Below are 23,915 nucleotides of genomic sequence, written 5' to 3' on the forward strand. Positions count from 1 at the left end.
CGTTCCGGCGCGCCACGGCGCGCCGGAACGGGACCGCTCAGCGCACCGCCGACAGACCCCACTCCGTGTTCGCCGACGTCGCCTGCGACCCTGCGAACCCCTCACCCGGGTTGAACACGTCCCGGCCGAAGTCGACGTCGTCGTCGTCCGCCGTGCCGCCGATCTGATCGGCTCCCACACCCCACAGGACCGCGAAGTTGCCGCCCTGGTCCATCAGGTCCGCGGTGTCGTCGAATGCCGCGGTGTGCCAGCTACCCAGGAAGTGCCCGATTTCGTGGGACACCGCGTTCCCGACCGCCTGCCCCACGAACCCGACCCGGTTGCTCGCGGGGGTCATGTACGCCAGCAACGACGGGTTCGACGTGTTCCGCGCCCCACCCGGATTCGACATGTCGTCGAGCAGCACGAGCGCCGACTCCTCGGTGTCGAAGTTCCCGGGGTCCACCGACTGCGAGATCCCGACCGTCGTGAGCCCGGCCTCGTCCGAGCTACCACCGATCACCACGCGGCTGACGTTCGGCTCACCCCACGGGTCGCGGTTGTCGCGGCTGTTGAGGATCCGGATCGCCACCCGGTCGCCGAAGTCGTGTTCGAGGTTCTCGCGCACCGACTTGATCACCGCGTCGATCGTGGCGTTCTCCTGGTCGCCGCGCAGGTTCCAGCGGCCCAGGAACGAGCGGAACGGCGACAGTGTCCGCACGCCGGTGCCGCCCCAGATCTTCGTGTTGACCTGCGCGCCGTCGAAGTCGAGGAAGATCGTCTGGACGGTGCTGGCACCGCGCTTCTCCGGCCCCGGCCGGTACACCTGCAGCGTCAGGTCGTAGCGTCCGGCGCCGCTGCTCACGGCGATCGTGTGCGTCCCGCTGGTGTCGGCGACGTGCGCGAGCACCGCGTTCCCGCCGCCCGGGAGCGGGGACGTCGGCGGGTAGATGCCCGACTGGTCCTGCCGCGAGGTGATCCGCAGGTGGTCCTCGGGGTCGCGCACCGACAGTTCGCGCGCCGCACCGCTCACTGCCGCGCCGAGCACGTCACCCGCGCGCAGGTCGACCTGGTAGAAGTCCACGTCGTCGGCGTCCAGGCCGAACGTGATCGAGTACGCGCCCTCGGAGCCGGTGCCCTTGCCGCTGGCGGAGTCGAACGGGTCCTCGGGAACCGGTGCGTCGTACGCCCCGACCGACACGAAGTACTCGCCGTCGGTCGGGATGTTGATCGCCAGGCGGCTGTCGAGCGTCTCGCCGTCGTCGTCGTTGAGCGCGATGGCCTTGCCGGCCTTGTTCCACAGCACGACGACCGAGTCCAGCTTCGGCTGCGTCGCGTCGTTGGTGTTCGGCGTATCGAGGTCGACCAGCAGCCGCTGACCGGCCTTGGCCGTGGTGATCTTGTAGAAGTCGAAGTCGCCCTTCTTGTCACCCTCGGAGCCGTGCGGTCCGTCGCCGATCTTGCCGGTGGTCGTCCGCCGCGTCTGCGAGCCGGGCAGCACGACGTTCGACGCCACCCGGATCGACCCGTTGTCCTCCTTCGGCGGGTCGAACTGTACGGCGGCCGGCCCGTCGGCAAGCGTCCCGACGACCCGCGCGGCCGGCGTCCGCCCGTCGGCCGACCCGAAGCGGGGCAGGTTCTCCGCCGTACCGATCTTGTCGTTGCCGCCGAGCGTCCGGGACGGTTCCTCCTCGTCGACGAACACCGGTTCGACATCCCGGGACGCCAGCCCGCGCGGGTCGGCCGCCCGCACCTTCGACGAAGCCACCGCGCGCTGGTGACCGTCCGTCGCGAGCTTCTTCCGCCAGTAGCCCCAGTCGACCTTGTTCGGCTCCGGCACCAACCCCAGGTACGGGTTCACGGCGTCCGCCTGTACTGCTTTCTTTTTGTCGACGTCCGGCAAGCCCAGCGCTCGGGCGGCGTCGAGTTCGACGGACCGGGAACCAGGGTCCGGGGCCGCCGCCGTCGGACCACCGAAGAGAAGGAGCCCGGCGACCGCACCCGCGGCGCCGAGAGCGGTCAGTATCGGACGATGTCTCATGTCCCGGTCCCCCCGTATCAGACGAAAAGAACATAACGCATTAATCATCTCTAAAACCGCTTACCCCAAGGCATCGGCGGTTGGAACACCAAACGGGTTGCGATTCCTCGGCGTATGACGGAGGGGTAATGTGACCCGCCACACTCGGATGGCAGACTGCTGCGGGACGGCCATCGATCTGTCCAGTGGAGACGCCGATGAACGATCGTCCGAATGCGGCCGGAATTTACGACTACATCCTGGGTGGCACCACGAACACGGCCACCGACCGGGAAGCTGCCGACCGAGCATTGAAGGCGTTACCGGAACTGGGGGAGTCGGCCTGGGCGAACCGCGGCTTCCTTCAGCGGGCGGTCGCGCGGATGGCCGACGAGTGGGGTGTGCGTCAGTTCCTCGACCTGGGCTCCGGATTACCGACTCAGCGCAGCACCCACGAGGTCCTCGCCGAGCACTGCCCGGACGGCCGCGTCGTCTACGTCGATCGGGATCCGTTCACGGTGGAGCAGAACGAGGTCCTGCTGCGCGACGTCGCCGGCGCCGCCACGCTTCGGGCCGACATCCGGGACGTCGACGAGGTGCTGTCCGCCGCACGCACGCGCGAGCTGATCGACCTGGAGCTCCCGGTCGGAATTCTGCTGGTCGCCGTCACCCAGTTCCTGCCCGACGAGGACGACCCGTGGGGCCTGGTGCGCCGCTACGTCGCCGCCGTCCCGTCCGGTTCGTACGTCGCGATCTCCGCGCCCACCGGTGACATGCAGTCCGACCGGGTCGTCGGCAACCTGCGGTCGGAGATGGCACGGGCGGGTGCCCGCGCCGTGTCACGGTCGCGGGAGGAATTCACCCGCTTCTTCGACGGTCTCGACGTCGTGCCGCCGTACCCGGGCGCCGATCCGGTGGTCGTCCACGTCGGTCAGTGGGGAGCCGAGGATCCCGAGGCCGCGGACGACGACGGCTCCCGGTGGTTCTACGCCGCCGTTGCACGGAAGCCATGAGGAGAGCGCTAACGTTGTTCCATGGCCCCGCCGCGGAAACCGACGCTGGATGACCTGCGTATCGACGTCGATACGCAGAGTTGGCAGCGTTCGGGCGTCGGGCCCGGGGCGATCGAGATCGCCTTCGTCGATGCGCTCGACGAGCGTTGGGTGTTGATGCGGGTCGCCGGTGACCCCGACGGTCGAGTGCTGGTCTACAGCCGGTTCGAGTGGGAGTGCTTCGTCGACGGCGTCCGCAAGGGCGAGTTCGACGACGCCGTCTGATGCACACCTCGTACGGCGCGACCGTCGCGAAAAGACGGTTGGCCCGCCGGCTGGTCGAGCTGCGGTTGGCGAACGGTTACACGGCCAACCAGGTGTGCGACAAGCTGAACTGGGGCCGGGGCAAGGTCGGGCGGTTCGAAGCCAACGTCTGGAAGCGTCCGGAGATGAGCGACGTCCGCGACCTGCTGCGGATCTACGGCGTCCCGGACGACGAACGCGAAGAACTCGAGTCGCTCGCGATGCGCGCCCGGGGTCGTGCCTGGTGGCGTGAGTACGGCGACGTCTTCGAGGAGGGCGAGTACGCCGGTTTCGAGTCCGACGCCGCACGGATCTCGCTGTACATGCCGCTGATCCTGCCGGGTCTGCTGCAGACGTCCGCCTACACCGAAGCGCACATGAACGTCGGTACGAAGACCGAACAGTGGCGTGCCCGTGCACTGGAAGCGCGTCAGCGACGCCAGGGTGTGCTCGACGAGCCAGACGTGGAGCTGGTCGCGGTGCTCACCGAGGCCTCGCTGCTCTACCACTGGGGAACCCCGGAGGAGCGGCGCGCGCAGATCGCTCACCTCGTCGCGATGAGCCTGCGCCAGAACGTCGAAATCCGGCTGTTGCGGTTTTCCGACGGCCCGCACCCGGGCATGAGCAGCCTGATCAGCATTTTTGACTTCCCGGGCGACGAGCCCGGCATCGTGTTCCTGGAGAACGACGCCGCGGTGCAGCAGTTCGACTCCCGCGCCGAGGTCGAGACCTACAAGCGGATCTTCGCCGACATCCGTGATGCCGCGCTGGAGCCAATGGCCACCACTGTGGCCTTGAAGCAGCTCGCGGACACGCTGCCCTGACTCAGCGGCGCGCTACCCCGCCGAGCAGCGGGAGCGCGGACGAGTCACGATGCGACGCCCGCCAGTCGCTGACGGGTACGATGCCCGGCTCGACGAGTTCCAGGTCGCTGACTGCGGCGTGCAGCGTTTCGGCCGAGCGCGGCACCAGCGGCGTCAGCGTGCAGTCGTAGACCAGGCGGGTGATCCGCTGGGTCTCGGTCGGCGCCTCGACCGCCTCCACGTGGGAGAACGCGAACAGGCTGCCGGGTGCCGCCGCGCGGCACAGCGGACCGAGGACCCGGCCCAGCTCGCCGGGCACGAAGTGCAGCACCGCGAGGCAGAGGATCGCGACCGGCCGGTCGAAGTCGATCAGCCGCTTGGTGACCGGGTGTTCGAGCACGCCGACCACGTCACGCAGATCGGCGTGGATGGCCCCGACCCGCCCGGACACCCCCGTGGCCCGGGCGGTCGAGCCGACCTGGGCGGTGACACCCGGGTCGATGTCCACCGCGACGACCCGGCTCGTGGCGTCGCACTCGGACGCCACCTCCGGTACCCCGCCGGGGGACGTGAAGCCGGAACCGAGGTCGAGGAACTGGGTGACACCGTCCTGGACGGCGTGTTCGACGACCCTCCGCAGGAAAGCGCGGTTCTCCCTGGCCGCAAGGGCGACCTCGGGTACCGCGTCGAGCAGCGCGTCCGCTGCCTCCCGGTCGGCCGCCAGATGGTTGCGGCCGCCGAGGTAGTAGTCGTACATCCGCGCAGCACTGGGCCGGAAGCTGTCGACCTCCACCGGCGTGCGGGGCCGAGGTTCACGGAGCAGGGAATTAGGCATGATGGTCCGCCCCCTTCGACACGCGCTTCCGGATCTGTGAAACACAGATTATGAAGGTGCGGCGAGCCCGGCAACTCTCTCGTGCATATTGGCGCGATTCTCTGGTACTACGCGTTTCTTGCACCGATCGGTGTCAATGAGAAGAGTCCGGAAATACAGCACGGTGACACCTGGGTCAGGTGTCACCGTGCAAAGGAAGGCGGCTCAGAGGTCGTAACGACCGGCCTTCACATCGCTCAGAAAAGCGGCGAAGGCCTCGCGCGGGACAACGTGCGCGCCGTCGTCGGGCCGCACGCTGTCACGCACGGCGGTCACGACCGGAAAGTTGGCGGCGACCTCCACGCAGCCAGTGTTCGCGCCGGTACTTCTCGTGGCTTTGCGCCACTGCGCGTGGGACAGGTCGGTCGGGGAATCGTTCATGATCGTCACCGGGCCCTCCGTCTTGACAGATAGCGCGCTCCAGCCTACGCCGCTTCAAACTGTGATTCACAAGCTTGACTACGTAAACTGCGTTTACCTGATTCGCGTTCGAAATCCGGCAAAGAAGCAGATCAAAGGCGTTACGGGCTATCTTCGGGGTAACCAGAACGTATGCACGGGGACGACATCCAAGCCCTGGCCGGTCCGCTGCGCGACGCGCACGATCTCGATCCGTTGCTCGATCGGGTGGGTGACGCGCGCGTCGTGATGCTCGGCGAAGCGAGCCACGGCACGCACGACTTCTACTGCTGGCGAGCGGACCTCACCCGACGGCTGATCGAGGAACGCGGCTTCTCGTTCGTCGCGGTGGAAGGCGACTGGCCGGACTGCGACCGGGTCGACCGCGCGGTCCGGGGTAGCGCGAGCCCACGCGAGGCGCTGGCCGCGTTCGAGCGGTGGCCGACGTGGATGTGGGCCAACGAGGAAGTCAGCGACTTCGTGACGTGGCTGCAGTCGGCGAACCTCGCCCGGTCGCAGCCGGTCGGGTTCCACGGGCTGGACGTGTACTCCCTCTGGGAGTCCCTCGACGAGATCTGCACCTATCTCCGGGAGCACGACCCGGAGAACCTGCCGGCGGTGCTTGCCGCAGTGGGCTGTCTCGCACCGTACGGGCAGAACCCGCAGCAGTACGCGTGGGCCACCGTCATGGGGTCCACGTGCGCTCCGCCGCTGGTCGAGCTGCTCACCACGCTGCGGTACCGCACCACCGACCTCGGCATCCTGCAGAACGCCGAGGCCGCGGTCGGTGCGGAGAACTACTACCGCGAGATGGTGAGCAACGGTCCGGAGTCGTGGAACGTGCGCGACGTCCACATGGTCAACACCCTCGACCGCCTGCTGCGTCACTACGGGCCGGAATCGAAGGCCGTGGTCTGGGCCCACAACACCCACATCGGCGACGCCCGCGCCACCGACATGGCCGACGTCGGCATGGTGAACCTCGGCCAGCTGGGGCGGGAGCGGTGGGGCAGCGACGAGGTCGTGCTGGTGGGCTTCGGCAGCCACCGCGGCGAGGTGCTCGCGGGTCCCGCCTGGGGTGATCCGGTCGACGTGATGCCGGTGCCGCCGGCGCGGGCCGGTTCGCTGGAGGCGATCCTCGACGCGTCGGTGCCGGAACCGGCGCTCTTCGTGTTCCCGTCGGGTGACCAGCCCCGCTGGCTCACCGACACCCTCGCGCACCGCGCGATCGGCGTCGTCTACCAGCCCTCCCGCGAGGCGTACGGCAACTACGTGCCCACCCGGCTGGGCGAGCGCTACGACGCCTTCGTCTGGCTGCCGGACACGACCGCGCTCGCGCCGATGCACGCCGTCGCGGTCGGCGGAGAGCTGGAGACGTACCCCGTCGGCGTATGACTCAGGCCGCGCTTCAAAGGCCAGCAGCCCGCCGGGGCCGCGCCCCAGACGACGACCGGCGGCGTTGTCGGCACGTCCGGATACAAAAGCGGTATCCGGACGCACCTCCGCCTTGCCGGATCGCCGCCTGGGACACGCCCCCGGCGGCCTGAACCTTTGAAACACGGCCTAGCCTTGCCCCGGTGAGCGCCACTCTGGTCGTCAAGGGTCTGTCCGCCGGGCACGGTGACCGCACGCTGTTCTCCGGTCTCGACCTGGTCGTCGCTCCCGGCGACATCATCGGCGTCGTGGGCGCCAACGGTGCCGGCAAGTCCACGTTGCTGCGCCTGCTCGCCGGGCTCGACACCCCCCAGCAGGGCACGGTCCGCCGCACGCCGGCCACCGCGACCGTCGGCTACCTCCCGCAGGAGTCCGAGCGACGTCCGGGGGAGAGCGTCCGGGACTTCCTCGGCCGCCGCACCGGCGTCACCGAGGCCCAGCGGGAGCTCGACGAGGCCACCGAGGCGCTCAGCGAAAGCAAGCCGGGCGCCGACGACGCCTACTCCGACGCGTTCGACCGCTGGCTCGCGCTCGGCGGCGCGGACCTCGCCGAACGCGCCGACACCGTCGCCGACGACCTCGGGCTCTCGATCGACCTCGACGCGCCGATGACCGGTCTCTCCGGTGGCCAGGCCGCCCGCGCGGCGCTGGCGTCGCTGCTGCTCAGCCGCTACGACGTCGTCCTGCTCGACGAGCCGACCAACGACCTGGACCTCGACGGGCTGGACCGGCTCGAACGGTTCGTCGGCGAACTGCGTACCGGCACCGTGCTCGTCAGCCACGACCGCGAGTTCCTGGCCCGCACCGTCACGTCGGTCGTGGAACTCGACCTGGCGCAGCAGCAGATCAACACGTACGGCGGTGGGTACAACGCCTACCTCGAGGAGCGCGAGACCGCCCGCCGGCACGCCCGCGAGGCCTACGACGAGTACGCCGACACCCGTTCCGGGCTGATGGACCGGGCCCGCACGCAGCGCTCCTGGATGGAGAAGGGCGTCAAGAACGCCCGCCGCAAGGCGCCCGACAACGACAAGATCGGCCGCAAGTTCCGCACCGAGGCCACCGAGAAGCAGGCGGCCAAGGCCCGGCAGACCGAGCGGCTGATCGAGCGGCTCGACGTCGTCGAGGAGCCCCGCAAGGAGTGGGAGCTGCGGATGACGATCGCCGCCGCGCCCCGCTCCGGTGCGGTGGTCGCCACGCTGCGCGGTGTCGTCGTGCGCCGGGGCGACTTCACGCTGGGCCCGGTCGACGTGCAGCTCGACTGGGCCGACCGGGCGGTGCTCACCGGCGCCAACGGCTCGGGGAAGAGCACGCTGCTGGGCGTCCTCCTGGGAAAGATCGACCCCGACGAAGGGTCGGCAGCCCTCGGGCCGGGAGTGGTCGTCGGGGAGGTCGACCAGGCGCGTGGGCTGTTCGCGGGGGAGGAGACCGTCCTCGGCGTGTTCGGCCGGCTGCTCCCGGATCTGAACCCCGGCGAGGTCAGGACCCTGCTCGCGAAGTTCGGGCTCAAGGCCGACCACGTCCACCGCGCGGCCGGGAGCATGTCACCGGGGGAGCGCACCCGGGCGGGGCTCGCGCTGCTGCAGGCCAGGGGCGTCAACCTGCTCGTGCTCGACGAGCCGACCAACCACCTCGACCTGCCGGCGATCGAGCAGCTCGAGTCGGCGCTGGAGAACTATCCGGGCACCCTGCTGCTCGTCACACACGACCGCCGCATGCTGGAAGCAGTCAGCACGAACCGGCGCTTCCACGCCTCCGAAGGCCGTATCGAAGAGCGCTAGTTCTCCGAGAGGTCCTTGAGCGGCAACGCCGAGAGGATACTCGGCGGCGCGTTCCACTTCTGCAGCGTCGACCCGTCACACGTCGCCACGATGATCTTGGAGATCGACTGGCCGACGCCGTAGAGGTCCGGGTTGGACGCAGTGGGATCGGTGGGGCTCAGGCAGTACCCGGACTTGTCGACGATCGTGTAGCTCGTCATGTATTTGCCGGTGTTGCGGAGCATCTTCCACGTCATGTTCTCCGGCAGCGCGGTCGGGTCGCAGGTCGCGATCACCACGTACTGGCCGCGGGCGGTGGAGCGTGGACTCTTGAGGCAGTAGACGCCGCTCTTGTTCGTCGTGATCGCACCTGTCGTGCCGTCCTCGCTGTCGACCAGCGCGGGCGTCGTCCACTTCTGGTTCCACGTGACGTTGGCCGGGTTGGGCGCCTGCTTGCACTGCCAGGCGATCAGATAGGTCGCGCTGACGTTCTGGCTGGTCACGTCCAGACAACGGCCGAACTGCTTGAAGTTGACGAGCTGGTTGGCGGTCTCGCCGGCCGCGCCGGCACCGGTCGTCTGCTCCGGGAAGAAGTTCTGCACGTTGTTGGTGCCCGACCGGCACTTGCTGCCGGTCGTGTTCGCGAGCACCAGAAAGCTTCCGGCGACGTTCGGGCTCTGGACGTTGAAGCAGAAGCCGTTGAGCGACGAACCGTTCGACGTGCCCTCGAAGTTCGCGCTGTCGTTGTAGCTCCATTGCTGCTGCGGCAACGTCGTGACAGCGCACGGCTGGAGGTACACGATCTTGCCGAGGGCCTGCGGTGTTCCGGCGTCCAGGCACATGCCCAGCGGCATCGTCGGCGTGATCGACGAGACCAGGGTCAGCGTCAGGTTCCGGTTGTACGCCCAGGTCTGGGCGACGCTGCCCGCGCTGCACACCTCCATCGTCACCGCGGTGCCGGCGATCGGGGAGCCCGAGCCCGCGTCGATGCAGAGGTCGGTCGTGCTCGCGGTCTTGTAGATGTGGATCAGGCCGCCGGAGATGTTCCGGTCGTTGGTCTTGAACGTGTAGGTGCCCTGGAGCACGCGGGTGGTCGGCCGGCTCGACGCGTTCGGGGTGTACGTGCCGGTCGAACGCAGCAGCGCGTACCGGGGGGTGCTCAGCACACCGGCGCCGGAGAGGCAGCGAATCGTGTACAGGTCGAGCCACGCGAGCGACCGGTTCTGCGGATCGACCTGGTAGTAGTCGATCTCCACCTTGTACGACGCCTTCGCCGCGGCGGTGACCGCGGCCACGGTTCCGGACAGGTCGATGCACGGCAGCGCGGTCAGCAGACCGTTGCCGAGCTCGTCGGCCGAGGCGCGGATGTGCGCGAGCGCCACGTCCAGGCCGGTCTGGGCGGCGTTGAGCGCGGCGACCCGGCCGATCTGGGCGCGGGTGTTCGTGTTCTGCCCGACGACGGTGTTGACCAGCAACGTCGAGAGCAGGATGCCCACCATCGACACGAGCAGCGCGATCGGGAGGGACCCGCGGTCGTCCTTCGTCACGGAACCGACCGCCCTTCGACGCACGTCGTCGTACTCGCCGTGCTCGCCGATGTATTCAGCGACGTGTTCAGCGCGGTGAACGTCCCGTTGTACTGCCGGGTGAGCGGCGCGGCGGCGCCGCCGAACGTCGCGCTCAGTGAAATCTCGAGCCGCTGAAAGTTGAACTTGTCGGTGGCGTCGTGGAACGTGAACGGCGTGGTGGCGGTGACACCGCCGGCCAGCTGCGTCCACGGGGTCGGCGCGATCGCGCCGGTCGTCTGCTTCCACGTCCGCTGCTGCAGCTGGCCGGTCGACGGCCGCAGGCGCAGCTGGGTACAGACCGGCGAACCGGTGTACGTGGTGACGTACTCGACGACCGGGTCGCCGTTGAGCGTGCCGGGTGCACTGACCCCCGACGCGTAGCGGATCTGGCGGTCCAGGCGGTTGAACGCGACGCCGAGCTGCTGCTGGGCGTCGGCGATGGCCTGGGCGCGGTTCGCCGACGAGTAGAGCGAGAGGATGCTCGTCGTCGTCGCGCCCATGAAGATCGCGGTGATCACCATCGTGACGACGGCCTCCGCGAGCGTGTAGCCGGAATCGTCGTGCCTCATGTCACCGTCCAGACGAACATCCAGCGGGAGAGCGTGCCCGCGCCGTCCTTGGCCGTGATCGCCACGATGTACTGCCCGGCGGTGGTGGGTGCCCCGGTGATCACACCGGTGCCGGTGTTGATCGAGGTCCCGAGCGGAAGGTTGGCCGCCGACCAGGTCTTCGTGCCGGTTCCCCCAGCGGTCGCCGGGGTGATCGTGACGCTCGTGTTCCTCGCCGTGCTCCGCTCGGTGCTCGCCGCGGTGATCCGGAAGCCGGTGGAGGTGGTCACCGTGACCACCAGCGGCGCGGAGTCGGTGTTGTTGGCTTTGTCGGTGACCCGGACCGTCGTGTAGAAGCGCCCGGAGACCGCGAGCTTGCCGTTGAACCGGCCGGTCGACTGCGTCAGCGTGACCCCGTCGGGCAGGTTGTCGACGCTCCACAGATACGGCGCCAACCCGCCGGTCGCCTCGCCGACGACGTCGAACGTCGTGTTCAGACCGCCGGACTGGTCGCTGCGCGGCCACTTGATGTACGGACCGGCCGCCCAGATGAACTGGGCGCTCACCGACTTACCCGCAGCGTCGGTGACCGTCACCTTCACCAGGCACTCGCAGGAGAGCGTCGGTTTGCCGGTGATCACGCCGGTCGCGGTGTTGAGCGTCAGCCCCGGCGGCAGGCCGGGCGTCTGCCAGGTCTGCAGGCCGGTGGGCACGTCGGTCGCCTTGTACGTGTACGGCGCGACACCACCGGACGCCTGGATCTGCAGCGGCGTCGCCTGCTTGCCGACCAGCGTCGCCTGCGTCGTCGGGGTGAGCAGGCTCAGGGCCGGCGTGACCGTCCAGGTGAACGACTCGGCGTCGGTTTTGGTGAACGCGTCGGTGAGGCTGACCGTCACCGCGCTGGTTCCCACGGTGGTGGGGGTGCCGGAGACGACGCCGGTGACCGCGTCGATCGAGAGCCCGGCGGGCAGGTTCGCCGCCGTCCAGGAGAACGGCGACGTGCCGCCGACCAGCACCGGCGTGAACGTGAGCGCGGTGCCCGCGACGCTGGAGATCGGTGCTTGCGGTGCGATCGTCGGCAGCGCGGCCACGATCCAGCTGAACGCCGCCGAGCCGATCAGGCCGAAGCCGTCGGTGGCGGTGACCACGACCGCGTACGTGCCGGGCAGCGTCGGGGTGCCGGTGATGGTGCCGGTGGAGTCCATCGCCAGGCCCGGCGGGAGGCCGGCGGCCATCCAGGTCAGCGGCGCGGCTCCACCGGTCGCGGTCACCAGCAACGACACCGGAACGGTCAGCTCACCGTTCTGCCGGCCCGGGTTGACGACGCGCGGCGGCTGCGCGGTCTCGTTCGCGTTGAACAGCGGATCGGCCGACGCGGTGCTGACCAGCGTCGCCGCGATCTGGGAGCAGCCACCGGTCGGGCACCCGGTGCCGGACCAGGTGACGAGCGTGACGACCCGGTAGAACGGGATGCCGAGCGTGAGCTTGACGGGCGAGCAGTCGCCGCCCAGCAGCGGCTGCCAGCACTGGCCGACGAACCAGCTGCGGGTGAACGTGACGTTGTTGAGCACCACCGTCGACGGCGCTGTCGGCAGGGGAGCGCTCGAACCGGCCGGGTACGCGGCCTTGTCGTCCCAGACCTGCTGCATCGAGGTGAGGTACGGCGAGACGGGGGAGTCCGACGTCACCGCCGACCACTGCCCCTGGACGCTGGCCTGGTCGCGGCCGGTCGTGATGGCCGAGCCCTGCATCGAGCGCACCCGCTCCAGGGCGTCGCTGACGAGCTGCACCGCCGTCTGGATGTTGCTCTGGACGTTGGTGGCCCGGACGGTATTGGTGAAGAACCCGGTGAGCGACGCCATGACGATGCCGATGAGCGTCATCGCGGTCATCAGCTCGATCAGGCTGAAGCCCGCCTCCGGGTCGAGGGCGCCGCGCGGGTTACGCATCATCCCGGAGGTGTCGCGCTGCTGCTCGTCAGGGTGGCGCCGGCGGCACCGGGGGCGATGAACGCCTGCATCCCGAGCGTCAGCAGCACCGAGCCGCGCAGCGACTTGCTGCTCTCGTTGGGGGCCGCGTTCGTGGTGCTCACCAGCACCGCCCGCGGCTGCACCCGCTGCAGCTGGTTGAGGAAACCCTCCAGTTTCGACGCCGAGCCGGTGGCCGTGATCGTGATCGGCATCCCGTAGATCGTCGAATCCGCGCCGACGACCTGGCTGGGCGCCCCCACGACCATGCCCTCGACCGAGACGCCGGCGCGAGTGCCGGAGGACTGGACGTTGCGGAGGAAGTCCGAGAGTGACGCGGTGGTCGGGAGCGCCGCCCGTGCCGCCTGGAACTTGCTGCGGTACTCGGCGAGGCTTTCGTTCTCGGACTTCACCTGCTCCAGCCGCGACCGGAGCGAGTCGGCCTGCGCCTGCGCTGCCGAGGTCTGTTCCTCCAGCTGCGCGGCCCGGTCGTTCTGCGGGCGGATCGCCAGGAACCACCCGACCACCAGCAGCAGGACGACGCCGATCGCACCGCCCGCGAGCCACAGCCGGGAGGCGCTGCCACGCAGAGCCACGGCGCCGAACAGTCCGCTCGATGCGCGTGAACTCAACTGGCTGAGTGCCATGCCCGCCTCCGGGATCAGTCGGTCGCGACTTCGTAGTGGTGGCTGAGCAGCGTCGGGCTCAGATCGGCGCGGAGCGTGAAGTCCGAGCCGTCTTCCTGGTCGGTGACGCCGGCCAGTAGGACGTTGCCGATCCCGGGGACCGCGCCGATCGTGTCGACGTACCCGGCGATCGCGGTCTTCGTCCTGCTGGTGCCGGTGATCGTCAGCGACCCGACCGGTGCGGCGCCGTCCTTGCTCGGGAGCCCCGACGCGGTGGTCACACTGCCGCTGCCCGTGCTGCCCTGCGTCGTCGGGTCGACCAGCGCCACGGAGACGTTGGTCAGGTCCAGGCCGGTCGGCGCGGCGGCGCGCAGTTTCGCGATCAGCGTCGCCCACTGGACGTCGGTCTTGAGCAGCGTCGCCAGTTGGCCGTTGATCTTCGTGGACTGGGTCTGGGTGCCGATCAGCTCGCTGTACTGGCGCTGCTGGGTGCGGAGCGTGATCGCCTCGGTCTCGGTCGACTCGAGCTTGTTCTCCTGGCGGCCGACCTGCCACGACGCGAGCGCGAACCAGGCCGCGAGCAGGACGACGACCGTGCCGAGCACGACGATCACGGCCAGCCGGATCCGGACGACCTGGCGGCGTTCGACGACCTCGGACGGCAGCAGGTCCGCGCGGAGCGAGAGCAGCCGCGCCGGTGGTCCGGCGGGGACGGTCTGCGTGATCACGGTGGCCATCAGGCGGCCCCCAGCGTCAGACCGATCGAGACGGTCGCGGCCAGCGGCAGGATGTCGGCCCCCTCGTGGCGGGACCGGCGGGGGCGCCGGAGCCGGATCAGCGGGTCGGCCTGCTCGACCTGCACGTCGAGCTGGCTCGCGAGAGTGTCGGTCAGGCCCGGCAGCTGGCCGCCGCCGCCGGCCAGCACGAGCCGCGCCACCTGGCTGTGGCGTCCGGACGTGTTGAGGTACGCGAACGAGCCGCGGATCTCGTTGAGCAGCGGGCGGATCGCCTCGCGCACGGTGTCGGCGACCTCGGGGCCGTTCTCCGACCAGAGCCCGACCTGGCACTTCAGCGCCTCGGCCTCCGGGAGCGGCACACCGAGCCGGTTCGCCAGCGCGGTGGTGATCTCGGCGCCACCGCGGGGGATCGTGCGGACGATCAGCGGCACACCGTCGGCGTGCACCACGACGGTCGTGATCTGGGTGCCGACGTCGACGATCGCCTCGACCTGGTCGTCGAGCCGGGCCGCGGCGCGCAGCAGTGCGAGCGAAGCCAGGTCGACCCGGGTGACAGTGAATCCGCCGCGTTCGACGGCGTCGACCGCCGCGAGGATCGGTTCCTTCGGCGCCGCCACCAGCAGCCCGCGGATGTTCTCGGCGCGGCCCGGGTCTTCCAAGGGAAGAAAGTCGAGCACGGACCGCTCCACCGGGAGCGGGAGCAGATCGCGCACCTGGAACGGCAGCGACGCGCGCAGGTCCTTCGGCGGCACGTTCGCCACCGACATCTCCCGCACTACGGCCTGCATGTTCGTGACGCCCAGCACGACCCGCTTGGTCTTGAACGGCGCCGAGACCTTGACCTGCCGGACCGCGGCCGTGACGGCTTTCGCGTCCTGGATGACGCCGCTCTGCACCGCGCCGGGGGGCAGCACGACCTCGGCGTAATTCAGCAGCATCGGACCGTCCTTGCCGCTGCCGGCCTCGACCGCCCGCACCGACGTCGAGCCGATGTCCAGCCCGATCACCGAGGTGGCCCCCATGACAGCTCCTTCAACCGGCCGGGTAGAGGATCGACGTGTACCAGTCCGCGACCGGAGCGGCGGCGAACACCGCCAGCAGGCCCCCGGCCAGCATCGACGGTCCGAACGGGATCGCGGTCTTGCCGGTGGCGCGCCGGGTGAGCAGGAGGGCGACGCCGACCGTCCCGCCGAGCAGGAAGCCGGTGAACGTGCCCACCCACACCGAGCTCCAGCCCAGCCAGCCCAGGTAGAGGCCGAGCAGGCCGGCGAGTTTCACGTCGCCGAAGCCCATGCCGCCGGTGAACGCCAGCACGTAGTACGCGCACCACAGCACCGACATCGCGATCACGGCCCGGACCGCGGACCGCGGGTCGCCGGTGCCCACCGCGGCGGCGAGCAGCAGCACCGCGCCGATCACGTACGACGGCAACACGATCCGGTCCGGCAGCCGCTTCAGGTCGAGGTCGATCAGGGCGAGCGGCACCGCGATCGCGGCCAGGTACAGGTACGCGGGCAGGGCCCACGTGACGCCGAACCGGGCCGTGATCGCGACGAACAGCGCCGCGGTCGCGAGCTCGACCAGCGGATACCGGACGCTGATCCGCGTCCGGCAGTCCGCGCACCGTCCACCGAGGACGAGCCAGCCGACCACCGGCACGTTGTGCCGGTGGCGGACGGGCTCGGCGCACGCGGGGCAGTGCGACCGCGGCCGGAGCAGCGACTCGTTCCGCGGGACGCGGTGCACCACCACGTTGAGGAACGAACCGACGGCCAGCCCGAGCATCGCTGCCAGGACCAGGACCATCGTCGACTCAGGCGCCGGTGGATGCGCAGTCGGCGATCGTGGCCTTCGACGATTTCGCCACCGACTTGCTGGTCGCCGAGTTGTAGAAGTAGACGGTCTTGCCGTCGGAGTTCATCCCGCAGATGACGTAGCTCGTCGAGTTGTTCTTGAATTGCAGCTGGTTGCCGGCCGACACCGTGATCACGCCGGGTGTTCCACCAGTGGCGAGCTTCAGGTCAACATTCTTGCCGTCGGTGCCGCCGCTGTCGGCGTCGGCCGGGTAGACGTTTCCGTTCGCGGTGTAGAACTGCTCGACCGCGCTGATCCCGCCCCGCACGTCGGACGATGCCGACGTGTTGGCCGCGCCCTTTTTGTAGTTCGAGTACAGCGGCACGGCGATCGCGATCAGGACGCCGATGATCACGACGACGACGAGAAGCTCGATGAGCGTGAAGCCGCGGTCGTCCTCCCGCCGGCTTCTGTCCTGAACCAACGGAGCGGTCATTCGGAAGTCCTCACTGGGCGCCTTGGATGTTTTGATAAATCGTGAACATCGGCAAATAGAGGCAGATGATCATTCCGCCGACGACGACGCCCATGACGAGCACCATGATCGGCTCGATGGACGCGGTCAGAGACTCGGCCGCGGTATCCACCTCGCGATCGTAGAAATCGGCGACTTTATCCAGCATCTGACTAATCTGACCGCTTTCTTCGCCGACCTCGATCATCTGGGCGACCATTCTGGGGAACACCGGATGGCGGCTCAATCGGGTCGACATCGGCTGCCCGTCGCGCACCGCGCTCTGCAGGTCGTCCATCGCGTTGCTGATCACCGCGCTGCCCGTGGTGGCACCGACGACGTTGAGCGCCTGCAGCACCGGAACACCGGCGCCGAGCAGCGTCCCGAGGTTGCGGGCGAAGCGGCTGATCGCGATCTTGGCGAACAGGCCGCCGAACACCGGCATGCGCATCTTCGCCTTGTCGAACCACAGCTGGAACGCGGGGCGTCGGTGCAGCTCCCGCCGGGTCACGATGGTGCCGACGACGATGACGGCCAGCGCCAACGGTCCGGCCCAGACGAGCGACTTGCTGATGTTGACGATGATCTGCGTCGGCAGCGGCAACTGGCCGCCCAGCTGCTGGAACATCCGCTCGAACACCGGGACGATGAAGATGAGGACCGCGGCGATCATCAGCGCCGCGAACAGCAGCACGACCACGGGATAGGTCAGCGCGCCCTTGATCTTGCCGCGCAGGTGGTCGTCCTTCTCCATGTTCGCGGCGATGCGCTCCAGTGCGGCGTCCAGGAAACCACCGGTCTCACCGGCTCGGACCATCGCGCACAGCAGCACCGGGAAGACCTTCGGGTGTCGTTCCATCGCCGCGGAGAGCGCGACCCCGCCCTCGACGTCGATCCGGACGTCGGCGATCGCGCGCTTCAGCGTCGACTTGACCGTTTGTTCTTCGAGGACGGCCAGCGACCGCAGCAGCGACATGCCCGAGGCGGTCATCGTCGCGAACTGGCGGGCGAAGACCGCCAGGTCGCGCTGCGAGGTGCGGCCGGAGAGGCCCGGTATCCGGATCTCGCTGTTGAGGCCGGTGCCGGCCGCGGAGACCGAGAGCGGCACGATGCCCTGCTGGCGCAGGATCTGGACCGCGGCGTTCGCGTTTGGCGCGTCGACCTTGCCCCGCGTGCGCTTCCCGTTGGGGTCGACGCTCTGGTAGGTGAACGACTTCGAGCCGGAGACGGCCCGGCCCGTCGAGTGCAGTCCGATGCCGGTATAGGTGGTCATCGGCGGCCCGCCAACCGCGCGTACTCCTCCACCGAGTGGCAGAGCGTGAGCCCGTGTTCGAAGGTGATCACCTGCTGCCGGACGCGTTCGGCCAGGTGCTGGTCGAACGAGAGCATCCCCTCACCGGCGCCGGCCTGCAGGAACGATGCGATCTGGTGGTTCTTGCCCTCGCGGATCAGGTTCCGGATCGCCGGGGTCAGCGACATGATCTCGGTGATGATGACCCGGCCCCGACCGTCGGACCGGGCGGCCAGCGCCTGGCTGACCACGCCCTGCAACGCGGTGGACAGCTGCGCGCGTACCTGCGGCTGCTGGTCGGACGGAAAGATGTCGATGATGCGGTCGATCGTCTGCGTCGCGCTCTGCGTGTGCAGCGTCGCGAGCACCAGGTGACCGGTCTCGGCCGCGGTCAGCGCGGTGGACGTCGTCTCCAGGTCGCGCAGCTCACCGACCAGGATGATGTCCGGGTCCTGCCGCAGCGCCGCCTTCAGCGCGTTCGAAAACGACTTCGTGTCGCCGCCGACCTCGCGCTGGTTCACCAGGCAGCGACGGTGGTGGTGCAGGAACTCGATCGGGTCTTCAATGGTCACGATGTGTGCCGCACGCGTCCGGTTCGCCAGATCGAGCAGCGCCGCGAGTGTCGTCGTCTTACCGGAACCGGTGGGGCCGGTGACCAGCACCAGACCGCGCGGCAGCCCCGCGAAGCGGGACACCGACTCCGGGACGCCGAGCTCCTCCAGCGGCCGGATCACGTGCGGGATCACCCGGAACGCGGCCGCACACGAACCACGCTGGGTGAACAGGTTGACCCGGAAACGCGAGACGCCCTCGACGCTGTACGCGAGGTCGACTTCGCGGACACGTTCGTAGGTCTCCCACTGGGTCGCGTCGGTGGCCGCGCGGGCGAGCGCCGCGGTGTCGGCCGGCGCGAGATCCTCGTAGTCGGGCAGCGGCGTCAGGGCACCGTTGATCCGTCCCATCGGGGGCGCGCCCACCGTGAGGTGCAGGTCGGAACCGCCGGTGCGCACCAGCGCGGCCAGCATCGCGTTGAGCGAGTCACGGTCCCGGTCAGCGGCGCTCGGCGCGTAGTCCCGCCGGAGCGTGTCCATGCCGCCCTGATCGACGTGTTTCCGGACGACCTGAGCGGATTCTCACACCGTGACTCGCAGCACCTCGGAGAGCGACGTCTGGCCGGCCGCGGCCTTGCTGAAACCGTCGACCCGCAGTTCACGCATGCCTTCCGCGGACGCGACCCGGTGGATCTCGCGGGCCGACGCGCGGTTGACGGTGAGGCGTTCGATCTCCTCGGTCACCGGCATGACCTCGTGCACCGCGATCCGGCTGCGGTATCCGGTACCGGCGCAGTTGCGGCACCCGATCGGCTTCCACATGATCTCGGGGGTACCGAGCTCGTCGTGGGGCCAGACCGCGGCGGTCAGCTCCTCCTCGGTCGGTTGGTACGTCTCCTTGCACCAGTCGCAGAGCCGGCGGGCGAGGCGCTGGGCGACCACGCAGTCCACCGAGCTCCCGACCAAGAAAGGCTCGATGCCCATTTCGACGAGACGAGTGACGGCGCTCGGGGCGTCGTTCGTGTGCAGGGTGGACAGCACGAGGTGACCGGTGAGGGCGGCCTCCACGGCCAGCTGGGCGGTCACCCGGTCCCGGATCTCACCGATCAGCACGACGTCGGGGTCGGAACGCAGGATCGCGGGCAGCACCGCGGCGAACGTCAGGCCCGCTTTCAGGTTGACCTGCACCTGGTTGACGCCCGGCAGGCGGTACTCGACCGGGTCCTCCACCGTGATGATGTTGATCGTCGGCTTGCTGATCTCGGCGAGCGTCGCGTAGAGCGTCGTCGACTTGCCGGAACCGGTGGGGCCGGTGACCAGCACCATGCCGTGGGGTTTGCGGAACGCGGTGCCGAACCGGGTCAGGTTGTTGTCGCTGAAGCCGACCGTCGCAAGGTCGAGTTCCATGCCGCCGCCGGTGTCGAGCACCCGGAGAACGACCTTTTCTCCCCAGACCGTGGGCAGCGTCGCCGTGCGCAGGTCGACCGCACGGTTGTTGATCTCGACCGTGATGCGGCCGTTCTGGGGCACCCGCTTTTCGGTGATGTCGACGCCGGACATGATCTTCAGGCGGGACACGAGCGCGGCCTGGACGTTCTGGGGCACGGTGTCGATCTCGTGCAGCACGCCGTCGATGCGGAAACGGATGCGCAGGTCGTTCTCGCTGGGCTCGAGGTGCAGGTCGGAGGCGCGGCTCTGGATCGCCTGCCCGATCATCGAGTTGACGTAGCGGACGATCGGCGCGTCCTGGTCACTCGTCGCCAGGCTCGAGACGCTGGCCGGTGTCGGCGCTTCCGTACGCAGGCTCTCGGCGACCTCGCCGAGGTCGGTCTCCTCGCGCTGCAGGCGGGAGATGATCTTGCGCAGCTCGGTGCGGGCCACCATGACCGGCTTGACCAGCATGCCGGTGGCGGCACGGACGTCGTCGAGCGCGACGATGTCGCTCGGGTCGGTGATGCCGACCGTGATCTCGTTGCCGTCGAGCGAGAGGCCCAGCACACGGTGCCGGACGACCAGGCCGATCGGGATCTTCGCCATCGCGACGGGGTCGATCGGGTAGCTGACCAGGTCGACGCTGTTCATCCCGTAGACGTCGGCGGCCGCGGCGGTCAGCTCGGTCTCGGTGACGACACCGTCGTTGATCAGGACGCCGCGGAGGGAGCGACCGGACCGTTCCGCCTCTTCCGCCGCTCGATCCAGTGCCGCGGGGTCGGCACCGCGCCCCTTCAGCGATTCGAGCAGGGGACGGAAGGTCTGGTACACGTACGCCTATCGACAGGCTGTCGCGTTTCCTGAGAGCTCGTTCAACAGTTCGAGGACTTCGGGGTGGATGCCGCCGAGGATCGACCGCTTGATCCACATCGCGAGCTGCAGCCGCTCCCGGCTGAGCGCCGGTTCGGTGTCGGCGTGCAGGCGGGCCAGGCCGTGCAGGCACACGGCGGCGTCGTACTGCAGTTCGTACCGCCGGTAGACGGTGAGCGCCCGCTGGTAGAGCGCGTTGGCCTCGGCGCGGGCGTCGCTCTCGGCGAGGATCTCGGCGAGCATCCTGGCGTCGGCCGCGATCCGGGGCGTGTCTTCTTTCGTGGTGCGCTCACGGAGCTTCAGCGCGGTGCGCGCGGCCCGCTCGGCCTCGTCGAGGTCTCCGTTGACGAGCGCGAGGACGGCCACGCCGTACTCCCGGTCGGCGTCGGCGATGTAGTGCTTACGTGTTCCCCACATGCTGATCATCGTGGGCGCGGCGGGACGGCGGTACCACGTAGAAATGCACACTCAGGCCTTCTGGAACTGGAGGCCTTTCTCGCCGACGACGAGGTTCAGCAGGCGATCCTCGATTTCCATCGCCACGGTGCCGGAGTTGAGCAGGGCCAGGACCTCTTTCTCGACGGCGTCGCGCGCGCCGCCGCAGGCCATCTTCGTGCTGACGATCTGGTCGAACTCGATGGTGTTCGCTGTGAGGACGGCCTGGCCGCTGATGCGGTTGCAGCCGGCGTTGCCGGTGACCCGCTCGCCGTCGAACTCGAGGTAGGCCTCGACGCCGGGGGTGATTCCGGTGGTGCCGCTGTCCTGGATGAGGCCGAGGAGGTTCCAGCGGACCCCGGTGATCTCGTCGGCGGAGATCGTGCTCGTGAGGCGGATCTCGGCGCTGTCGGTCGTCAGCGTGAGCTCGTCGTCGTTTTTGTCCCAGGTGGGCCCGGTCCCGAGGAACTGCGAGAGCCAGGAGTCCTGGTCCATCTTCGGTTGGGCGCAGCCCATGTCGGTGGTCATGACTTCGCCGAGTTCCAGGGTGCCGTTGGCGATCGTGAACGGAGCCTCGAGGCGGTTGCAGCCGGCGCGGACGAGCAGGTGTTTGCCGTCGGGACTGAACCAGAGGTGGATGCGGGTGCCGTCGACGAGCGGGCGGTCCTTGCCGTTCTCGGTGACCTTCGTCGATCGGAAGATTCTGTCCTCCTTCGTGGTCGTGGCGCTGCTTTCCTCGGTGCCGCAGGCGGCGAGCATCAGGGCGGTGACGACAACCAGCGCGAATCTGATCATGATCCTTGGACGCTCCGGAAGCGGCGATGGATCCCTCGGGTTTACCCCGACTTGTACCGTGGATGAATGGAGCAACTGCGGCTCGGCCCCGAATTCTTCTCCGATCCGCACGCCGACTACGCGACGCTCCGCGAGGAGCGCCCCACCTCCCGAGTGATCACTCCGATGGGGAGCGAGGTCTGGCTGGTCACCCGGTACGCCGACGTCCGCGCCGCGCTCGCCGACCCCGCGCTCCACAAGGACAACGCGGAGTTCCGCGCGCTGATGGAGGCCCGCTACGGACCGACCCGGCGCTCGCTCCAGGACGCGATCAACGAGCACATGCTCGCCGCCGACCCGCCCGACCACACGCGGCTGCGGAAACTGGTCGGGAAGGCGTTCACGGGCCGGGCGATCGCGGCGATGCGGCCGCGGATCGAGGAGATCGCGGCCGAACTGCTGGACGAGATGGAAGCCGGGCCCGACCGCGTCGACCTGCTCGACGCCTACGCGTTCCCGCTGCCGATCACGGTGATCTGCGAACTGCTCGGCGTCTCGATGAACGACCGGGACGACTTCCGGAAGTGGTCGAACACGCTGTTGCAGTCCGCAGACCTCGAAGGGCAGGCCGCGGCGGCGCGCTCGCTCGCGATCTATCTGACGTCGCTGGTGGACGAGCGGCGGGCGCACCCGACCGACGACATGCTCGGCGCGATCGTGGCGGCGTCGGTGGACAGCGACAAGCTGTCGCGCACCGAGGCGATCTCGATGGCGTTCCTGCTGCTGATCGCCGGGCACGAGACGACGGTGAATCTGATCGGGACGGGGACGTACGGGCTGTTGCAGAATCCCCTGCAGCTTTCCGCGCTGCGGGCCGATCCCTCGTTGGTGCCCGGTGCGGTGGAGGAGTTCTTGCGCTGGGACGGGCCGGTGCACCTGGCGACGGTGCGGTTCACGGCGTCGCCGACGGTGATCGGCGGGGTGTCGATCCCGGCGGGGGAGATCGTGCTCGTGTCGCTGACGTCGGCGAACCGGGATCCGTCGCGGTGGCCGGACGCCGATCGGCTCGACGTGCGACGTCAGCCCACCGGGCACCTGGCGTTCGGGCACGGCATCCACCACTGCCTCGGGGCGCCGCTGGCGCGCCTGGAGGGGGAGGTGGCGTTCCGGGGGCTGTTGTCGCGGTTCCCGGGGTTGGCGTTGGACACCGACCCGTCGCTGCTGACGTGGCGGCCGTCGAACCTCATCCGCGCGCTGGACCGCCTGCCGGTGCGCCTGCGCTGAGACTCAGCGGCGGCCGATGCGGCGGCTGATCTCCGCCGCCGTGGCGAGCACCTGCGGCGGCAAGTCCGGCACGGCCTCGTCGGCCGGGTACGTCACCGCGACCGCGGCCACGGGGTGGCCGGCGTGATCCCGCACCGCGGCCGCCACGGACGCGAACCCGGGCGTCACCTCGCCGTCCTCGGTGGCGTGACCGGTCTTCGTGACGGCGGTCAGCAGGCGCCGGAGCTCGGCGTAGTTCGTCGGGCCGAGTTCGTGACGCTTCACGAACGCGCTCGCATCGGGGAACAACGCCCGCACCGCCGCTTTCGGAAGCGCGGCGAGCATCGCCCGCCCACTCGCCGTGAGCTGTGCCGGCAACCGCACGCCGACGTCCGTGACCAGGGGCGGGCGACCCGGCGCGCGCTCCTCGATCACGTAGATCACCTCGCGGCCGTGGAGCACGGCCAGGTGCGCGCTCTGCCCGACCCGGTCGACGAGCGTCGCGAGCGGTACCCGCGCCAGCCGCTGGAGCGGCGCCTGCCGCGTGTAACCGCTGCCGAGCTCGTACGCGCTCACCCCGAGCGCGTACCGCCGCTCTTCCGGCAGGTGCACCACGAACCCGGCATCGATCAACGTCGCCAACAGGTGATAGGTCGTCGACCGCGGAAGCGCGAGGTCCCGGCTCAGAGCCGCCGCTGCTACGGGCCCCGCCTGCCGAGCGAAGTACCGCAGGATCGCGAGCACCTGCGCCGCCGCAGGCACCTGCGCCGCGCCAGCGCTGAGCGCCGCTGCCGCCGCCCCGCCGCGCCCAGCCTCCGGCCCCGGCCCCGCGGGCGGGGGCGGCGCGGGCGGAGGCGGGGCCGCGACGCGGGCCGGTCGGTGGGCTGAGGGCATGCGCGCAGCCTAGCGGGGTGTCTGGGATACCAGACGGCGGCGTCCGCGCGGCGCTGTCGTCCCGCTACCTGGGTGGTGTCCCATGGAC

At 69.4% G+C, this 23,915-nt stretch carries 23 protein-coding genes; 6 read left to right on the plus strand and 17 right to left on the minus strand.

Annotation, left to right across the window (positions count from 1 at the left end):
- Positions 1-37: 37 nt before the first annotated feature.
- Positions 38-2,020 carry a hypothetical protein gene (locus tag ACGFY5_RS28575; protein WP_392724534.1) on the minus strand — a complete coding sequence of 661 codons (1,983 nt, stop codon included), beginning with the start codon at positions 2,018-2,020 and terminating at the stop codon, positions 38-40.
- A gap of 197 nt (positions 2,021-2,217) precedes the next feature.
- On the opposite strand from ACGFY5_RS28575, the gene ACGFY5_RS28580 reads away from it, so the two are divergent.
- The 3 genes from ACGFY5_RS28580 to ACGFY5_RS28590 are packed head-to-tail and all read left to right on the plus strand — an operon-like array spanning position 2,218 to position 4,118.
- Positions 2,218-3,012, plus strand: coding sequence for an SAM-dependent methyltransferase (locus ACGFY5_RS28580; protein WP_392724536.1), 795 nt, complete (start codon positions 2,218-2,220; stop codon positions 3,010-3,012).
- Between the two features lie 21 nt (positions 3,013-3,033).
- Entirely contained in the window at positions 3,034-3,276 is a 243-nt protein-coding gene (locus ACGFY5_RS28585) for a DUF397 domain-containing protein (protein WP_392724538.1), read from the plus strand.
- On the plus strand, positions 3,276-4,118 hold the full coding sequence (locus ACGFY5_RS28590) for a helix-turn-helix domain-containing protein (protein WP_392724539.1): 843 nt from the start codon (positions 3,276-3,278) through the stop codon (positions 4,116-4,118). The genes ACGFY5_RS28585 and ACGFY5_RS28590 overlap by 1 nt, the downstream gene beginning before the upstream one ends.
- A 1-nt stretch (position 4,119) precedes the next feature.
- On the opposite strand, the gene ACGFY5_RS28595 is transcribed toward ACGFY5_RS28590, so the two are convergent.
- A complete protein-coding gene (locus ACGFY5_RS28595; protein ID WP_392724541.1) occupies positions 4,120-4,932 on the minus strand; it encodes an SAM-dependent methyltransferase in 813 nt (270 codons plus the stop codon).
- 204 nt (positions 4,933-5,136) lie between these two features.
- The gene (locus tag ACGFY5_RS28600; protein ID WP_392725058.1) at positions 5,137-5,352 is read right to left on the minus strand and encodes a DUF397 domain-containing protein; all 216 of its coding nucleotides are present in this window, start codon (positions 5,350-5,352) and stop codon (positions 5,137-5,139) included.
- Positions 5,353-5,523: 171 nt separating this feature from the next.
- On the opposite strand from ACGFY5_RS28600, the gene ACGFY5_RS28605 reads away from it, so the two are divergent.
- Together ACGFY5_RS28605 and ACGFY5_RS28610 are read left to right on the plus strand one after the other, a co-directional pair.
- On the plus strand, positions 5,524-6,765 hold the full coding sequence (locus ACGFY5_RS28605) for an erythromycin esterase family protein (RefSeq protein WP_392724542.1): 1,242 nt from the start codon (positions 5,524-5,526) through the stop codon (positions 6,763-6,765).
- Positions 6,766-6,947: 182 nt separating this feature from the next.
- A complete protein-coding gene (locus tag ACGFY5_RS28610; RefSeq protein ID WP_392724544.1) occupies positions 6,948-8,585 on the plus strand; it encodes an ABC-F family ATP-binding cassette domain-containing protein in 1,638 nt (545 codons plus the stop codon).
- On the opposite strand, the gene ACGFY5_RS28615 is transcribed toward ACGFY5_RS28610, so the two are convergent.
- From ACGFY5_RS28615 to ACGFY5_RS28675, 13 genes are read right to left on the minus strand one after another with little or no spacing between them, the layout of a single operon-like run.
- Positions 8,582-10,111 carry a ricin-type beta-trefoil lectin domain protein gene (locus ACGFY5_RS28615; protein WP_392724546.1) on the minus strand — a complete coding sequence of 510 codons (1,530 nt, stop codon included), beginning with the start codon at positions 10,109-10,111 and terminating at the stop codon, positions 8,582-8,584. The genes ACGFY5_RS28610 and ACGFY5_RS28615 overlap by 4 nt on opposite strands.
- A complete protein-coding gene (locus ACGFY5_RS28620; RefSeq protein WP_392724547.1) occupies positions 10,108-10,701 on the minus strand; it encodes a type II secretion system protein J in 594 nt (197 codons plus the stop codon). The genes ACGFY5_RS28615 and ACGFY5_RS28620 overlap by 4 nt, the downstream gene beginning before the upstream one ends.
- Positions 10,698-12,632: a putative Ig domain-containing protein gene (locus ACGFY5_RS28625; protein WP_392724549.1), complete on the minus strand. Its 1,935-nt coding sequence runs from the start codon at positions 12,630-12,632 to the stop codon at positions 10,698-10,700. Before ACGFY5_RS28625 ends, ACGFY5_RS28620 begins: the two co-directional genes overlap by 4 nt.
- Positions 12,629-13,294, minus strand: a complete 666-nt coding sequence (gene pilO / locus ACGFY5_RS28630; protein WP_392724551.1) for a type 4a pilus biogenesis protein PilO — start codon at positions 13,292-13,294, stop codon at positions 12,629-12,631. Before pilO ends, ACGFY5_RS28625 begins: the two co-directional genes overlap by 4 nt.
- Positions 13,295-13,308: 14 nt before the next feature.
- Entirely contained in the window at positions 13,309-14,010 is a 702-nt protein-coding gene (locus ACGFY5_RS28635) for a hypothetical protein (protein ID WP_392724553.1), read from the minus strand.
- Positions 14,010-15,032 (minus strand): type IV pilus assembly protein PilM, encoded by a 1,023-nt coding sequence (gene pilM, locus ACGFY5_RS28640; RefSeq protein WP_392724555.1) that lies wholly within the window; start codon positions 15,030-15,032, stop codon positions 14,010-14,012. Before pilM ends, ACGFY5_RS28635 begins: the two co-directional genes overlap by 1 nt.
- Positions 15,033-15,042: 10 nt before the next feature.
- Positions 15,043-15,816: a prepilin peptidase gene (locus ACGFY5_RS28645; RefSeq protein ID WP_392724556.1), complete on the minus strand. Its 774-nt coding sequence runs from the start codon at positions 15,814-15,816 to the stop codon at positions 15,043-15,045.
- A 7-nt stretch (positions 15,817-15,823) separates the two neighbouring features.
- Positions 15,824-16,300: a prepilin-type N-terminal cleavage/methylation domain-containing protein gene (locus tag ACGFY5_RS28650; RefSeq protein WP_392724557.1), complete on the minus strand. Its 477-nt coding sequence runs from the start codon at positions 16,298-16,300 to the stop codon at positions 15,824-15,826.
- Positions 16,301-16,310: 10 nt separating this feature from the next.
- Positions 16,311-17,591, minus strand: a complete 1,281-nt coding sequence (locus ACGFY5_RS28655; protein ID WP_392724558.1) for a type II secretion system F family protein — start codon at positions 17,589-17,591, stop codon at positions 16,311-16,313.
- A complete protein-coding gene (locus tag ACGFY5_RS28660; RefSeq protein WP_392724559.1) occupies positions 17,588-18,700 on the minus strand; it encodes a type IV pilus twitching motility protein PilT in 1,113 nt (370 codons plus the stop codon). Before ACGFY5_RS28660 ends, ACGFY5_RS28655 begins: the two co-directional genes overlap by 4 nt.
- 42 nt (positions 18,701-18,742) lie before the next feature.
- Positions 18,743-20,422 carry a GspE/PulE family protein gene (locus tag ACGFY5_RS28665; RefSeq protein WP_392724560.1) on the minus strand — a complete coding sequence of 560 codons (1,680 nt, stop codon included), beginning with the start codon at positions 20,420-20,422 and terminating at the stop codon, positions 18,743-18,745.
- A gap of 6 nt (positions 20,423-20,428) precedes the next feature.
- Entirely contained in the window at positions 20,429-20,878 is a 450-nt protein-coding gene (locus ACGFY5_RS28670; protein ID WP_392724562.1) for a tetratricopeptide repeat protein, read from the minus strand.
- A gap of 51 nt (positions 20,879-20,929) precedes the next feature.
- Positions 20,930-21,691, minus strand: a complete 762-nt coding sequence (locus tag ACGFY5_RS28675; protein WP_392724564.1) for an META domain-containing protein — start codon at positions 21,689-21,691, stop codon at positions 20,930-20,932.
- Positions 21,692-21,757: 66 nt separating this feature from the next.
- On the opposite strand from ACGFY5_RS28675, the gene ACGFY5_RS28680 reads away from it, so the two are divergent.
- On the plus strand, positions 21,758-22,954 hold the full coding sequence (locus ACGFY5_RS28680) for a cytochrome P450 (protein ID WP_392724565.1): 1,197 nt from the start codon (positions 21,758-21,760) through the stop codon (positions 22,952-22,954).
- Positions 22,955-22,957: 3 nt separating this feature from the next.
- Here the strand turns inward: ACGFY5_RS28680 and ACGFY5_RS28685 are convergent, their stop codons facing one another.
- Entirely contained in the window at positions 22,958-23,827 is an 870-nt protein-coding gene (locus tag ACGFY5_RS28685) for an IclR family transcriptional regulator (RefSeq protein WP_392724567.1), read from the minus strand.
- Positions 23,828-23,915: the final 88 nt, after the last annotated feature.

The organism is Cryptosporangium sp. NPDC048952, from assembly GCF_043197895.1.
Classification (GTDB): domain Bacteria; phylum Actinomycetota; class Actinomycetes; order Mycobacteriales; family Cryptosporangiaceae; genus Cryptosporangium.

Bases quoted from the DNA above. Each gene is read 5' to 3' on its own strand.
- ACGFY5_RS28575 (WP_392724534.1), bottom strand. From the start codon at position 2,020: ATGAGACATCGTCCGATACTGACCGCTCTCGGCGCCGCGGGTGCGGTC.
- ACGFY5_RS28580 (WP_392724536.1), top strand. From the start codon at position 2,218: ATGAACGATCGTCCGAATGCGGCCGGAATTTACGACTACATCCTGGGT.
- ACGFY5_RS28585 (WP_392724538.1), top strand. From the start codon at position 3,034: ATGGCCCCGCCGCGGAAACCGACGCTGGATGACCTGCGTATCGACGTC.
- ACGFY5_RS28590 (WP_392724539.1), top strand. From the start codon at position 3,276: ATGCACACCTCGTACGGCGCGACCGTCGCGAAAAGACGGTTGGCCCGC.
- ACGFY5_RS28595 (WP_392724541.1), bottom strand. From the start codon at position 4,932: ATGCCTAATTCCCTGCTCCGTGAACCTCGGCCCCGCACGCCGGTGGAG.
- ACGFY5_RS28600 (WP_392725058.1), bottom strand. From the start codon at position 5,352: ATGAACGATTCCCCGACCGACCTGTCCCACGCGCAGTGGCGCAAAGCC.
- ACGFY5_RS28605 (WP_392724542.1), top strand. From the start codon at position 5,524: ATGCACGGGGACGACATCCAAGCCCTGGCCGGTCCGCTGCGCGACGCG.
- ACGFY5_RS28620 (WP_392724547.1), bottom strand. From the start codon at position 10,701: ATGAGGCACGACGATTCCGGCTACACGCTCGCGGAGGCCGTCGTCACG.
- ACGFY5_RS28625 (WP_392724549.1), bottom strand. From the start codon at position 12,632: ATGATGCGTAACCCGCGCGGCGCCCTCGACCCGGAGGCGGGCTTCAGC.
- pilO (WP_392724551.1), bottom strand. From the start codon at position 13,294: ATGGCACTCAGCCAGTTGAGTTCACGCGCATCGAGCGGACTGTTCGGC.
- ACGFY5_RS28635 (WP_392724553.1), bottom strand. From the start codon at position 14,010: ATGGCCACCGTGATCACGCAGACCGTCCCCGCCGGACCACCGGCGCGG.
- pilM (WP_392724555.1), bottom strand. From the start codon at position 15,032: ATGGGGGCCACCTCGGTGATCGGGCTGGACATCGGCTCGACGTCGGTG.
- ACGFY5_RS28645 (WP_392724556.1), bottom strand. From the start codon at position 15,816: ATGGTCCTGGTCCTGGCAGCGATGCTCGGGCTGGCCGTCGGTTCGTTC.
- ACGFY5_RS28650 (WP_392724557.1), bottom strand. From the start codon at position 16,300: ATGACCGCTCCGTTGGTTCAGGACAGAAGCCGGCGGGAGGACGACCGC.
- ACGFY5_RS28655 (WP_392724558.1), bottom strand. From the start codon at position 17,591: ATGACCACCTATACCGGCATCGGACTGCACTCGACGGGCCGGGCCGTC.
- ACGFY5_RS28660 (WP_392724559.1), bottom strand. From the start codon at position 18,700: ATGGACACGCTCCGGCGGGACTACGCGCCGAGCGCCGCTGACCGGGAC.
- ACGFY5_RS28670 (WP_392724562.1), bottom strand. From the start codon at position 20,878: ATGTGGGGAACACGTAAGCACTACATCGCCGACGCCGACCGGGAGTAC.
- ACGFY5_RS28675 (WP_392724564.1), bottom strand. From the start codon at position 21,691: ATGATCAGATTCGCGCTGGTTGTCGTCACCGCCCTGATGCTCGCCGCC.
- ACGFY5_RS28680 (WP_392724565.1), top strand. From the start codon at position 21,758: ATGGAGCAACTGCGGCTCGGCCCCGAATTCTTCTCCGATCCGCACGCC.
- ACGFY5_RS28685 (WP_392724567.1), bottom strand. From the start codon at position 23,827: ATGCCCTCAGCCCACCGACCGGCCCGCGTCGCGGCCCCGCCTCCGCCC.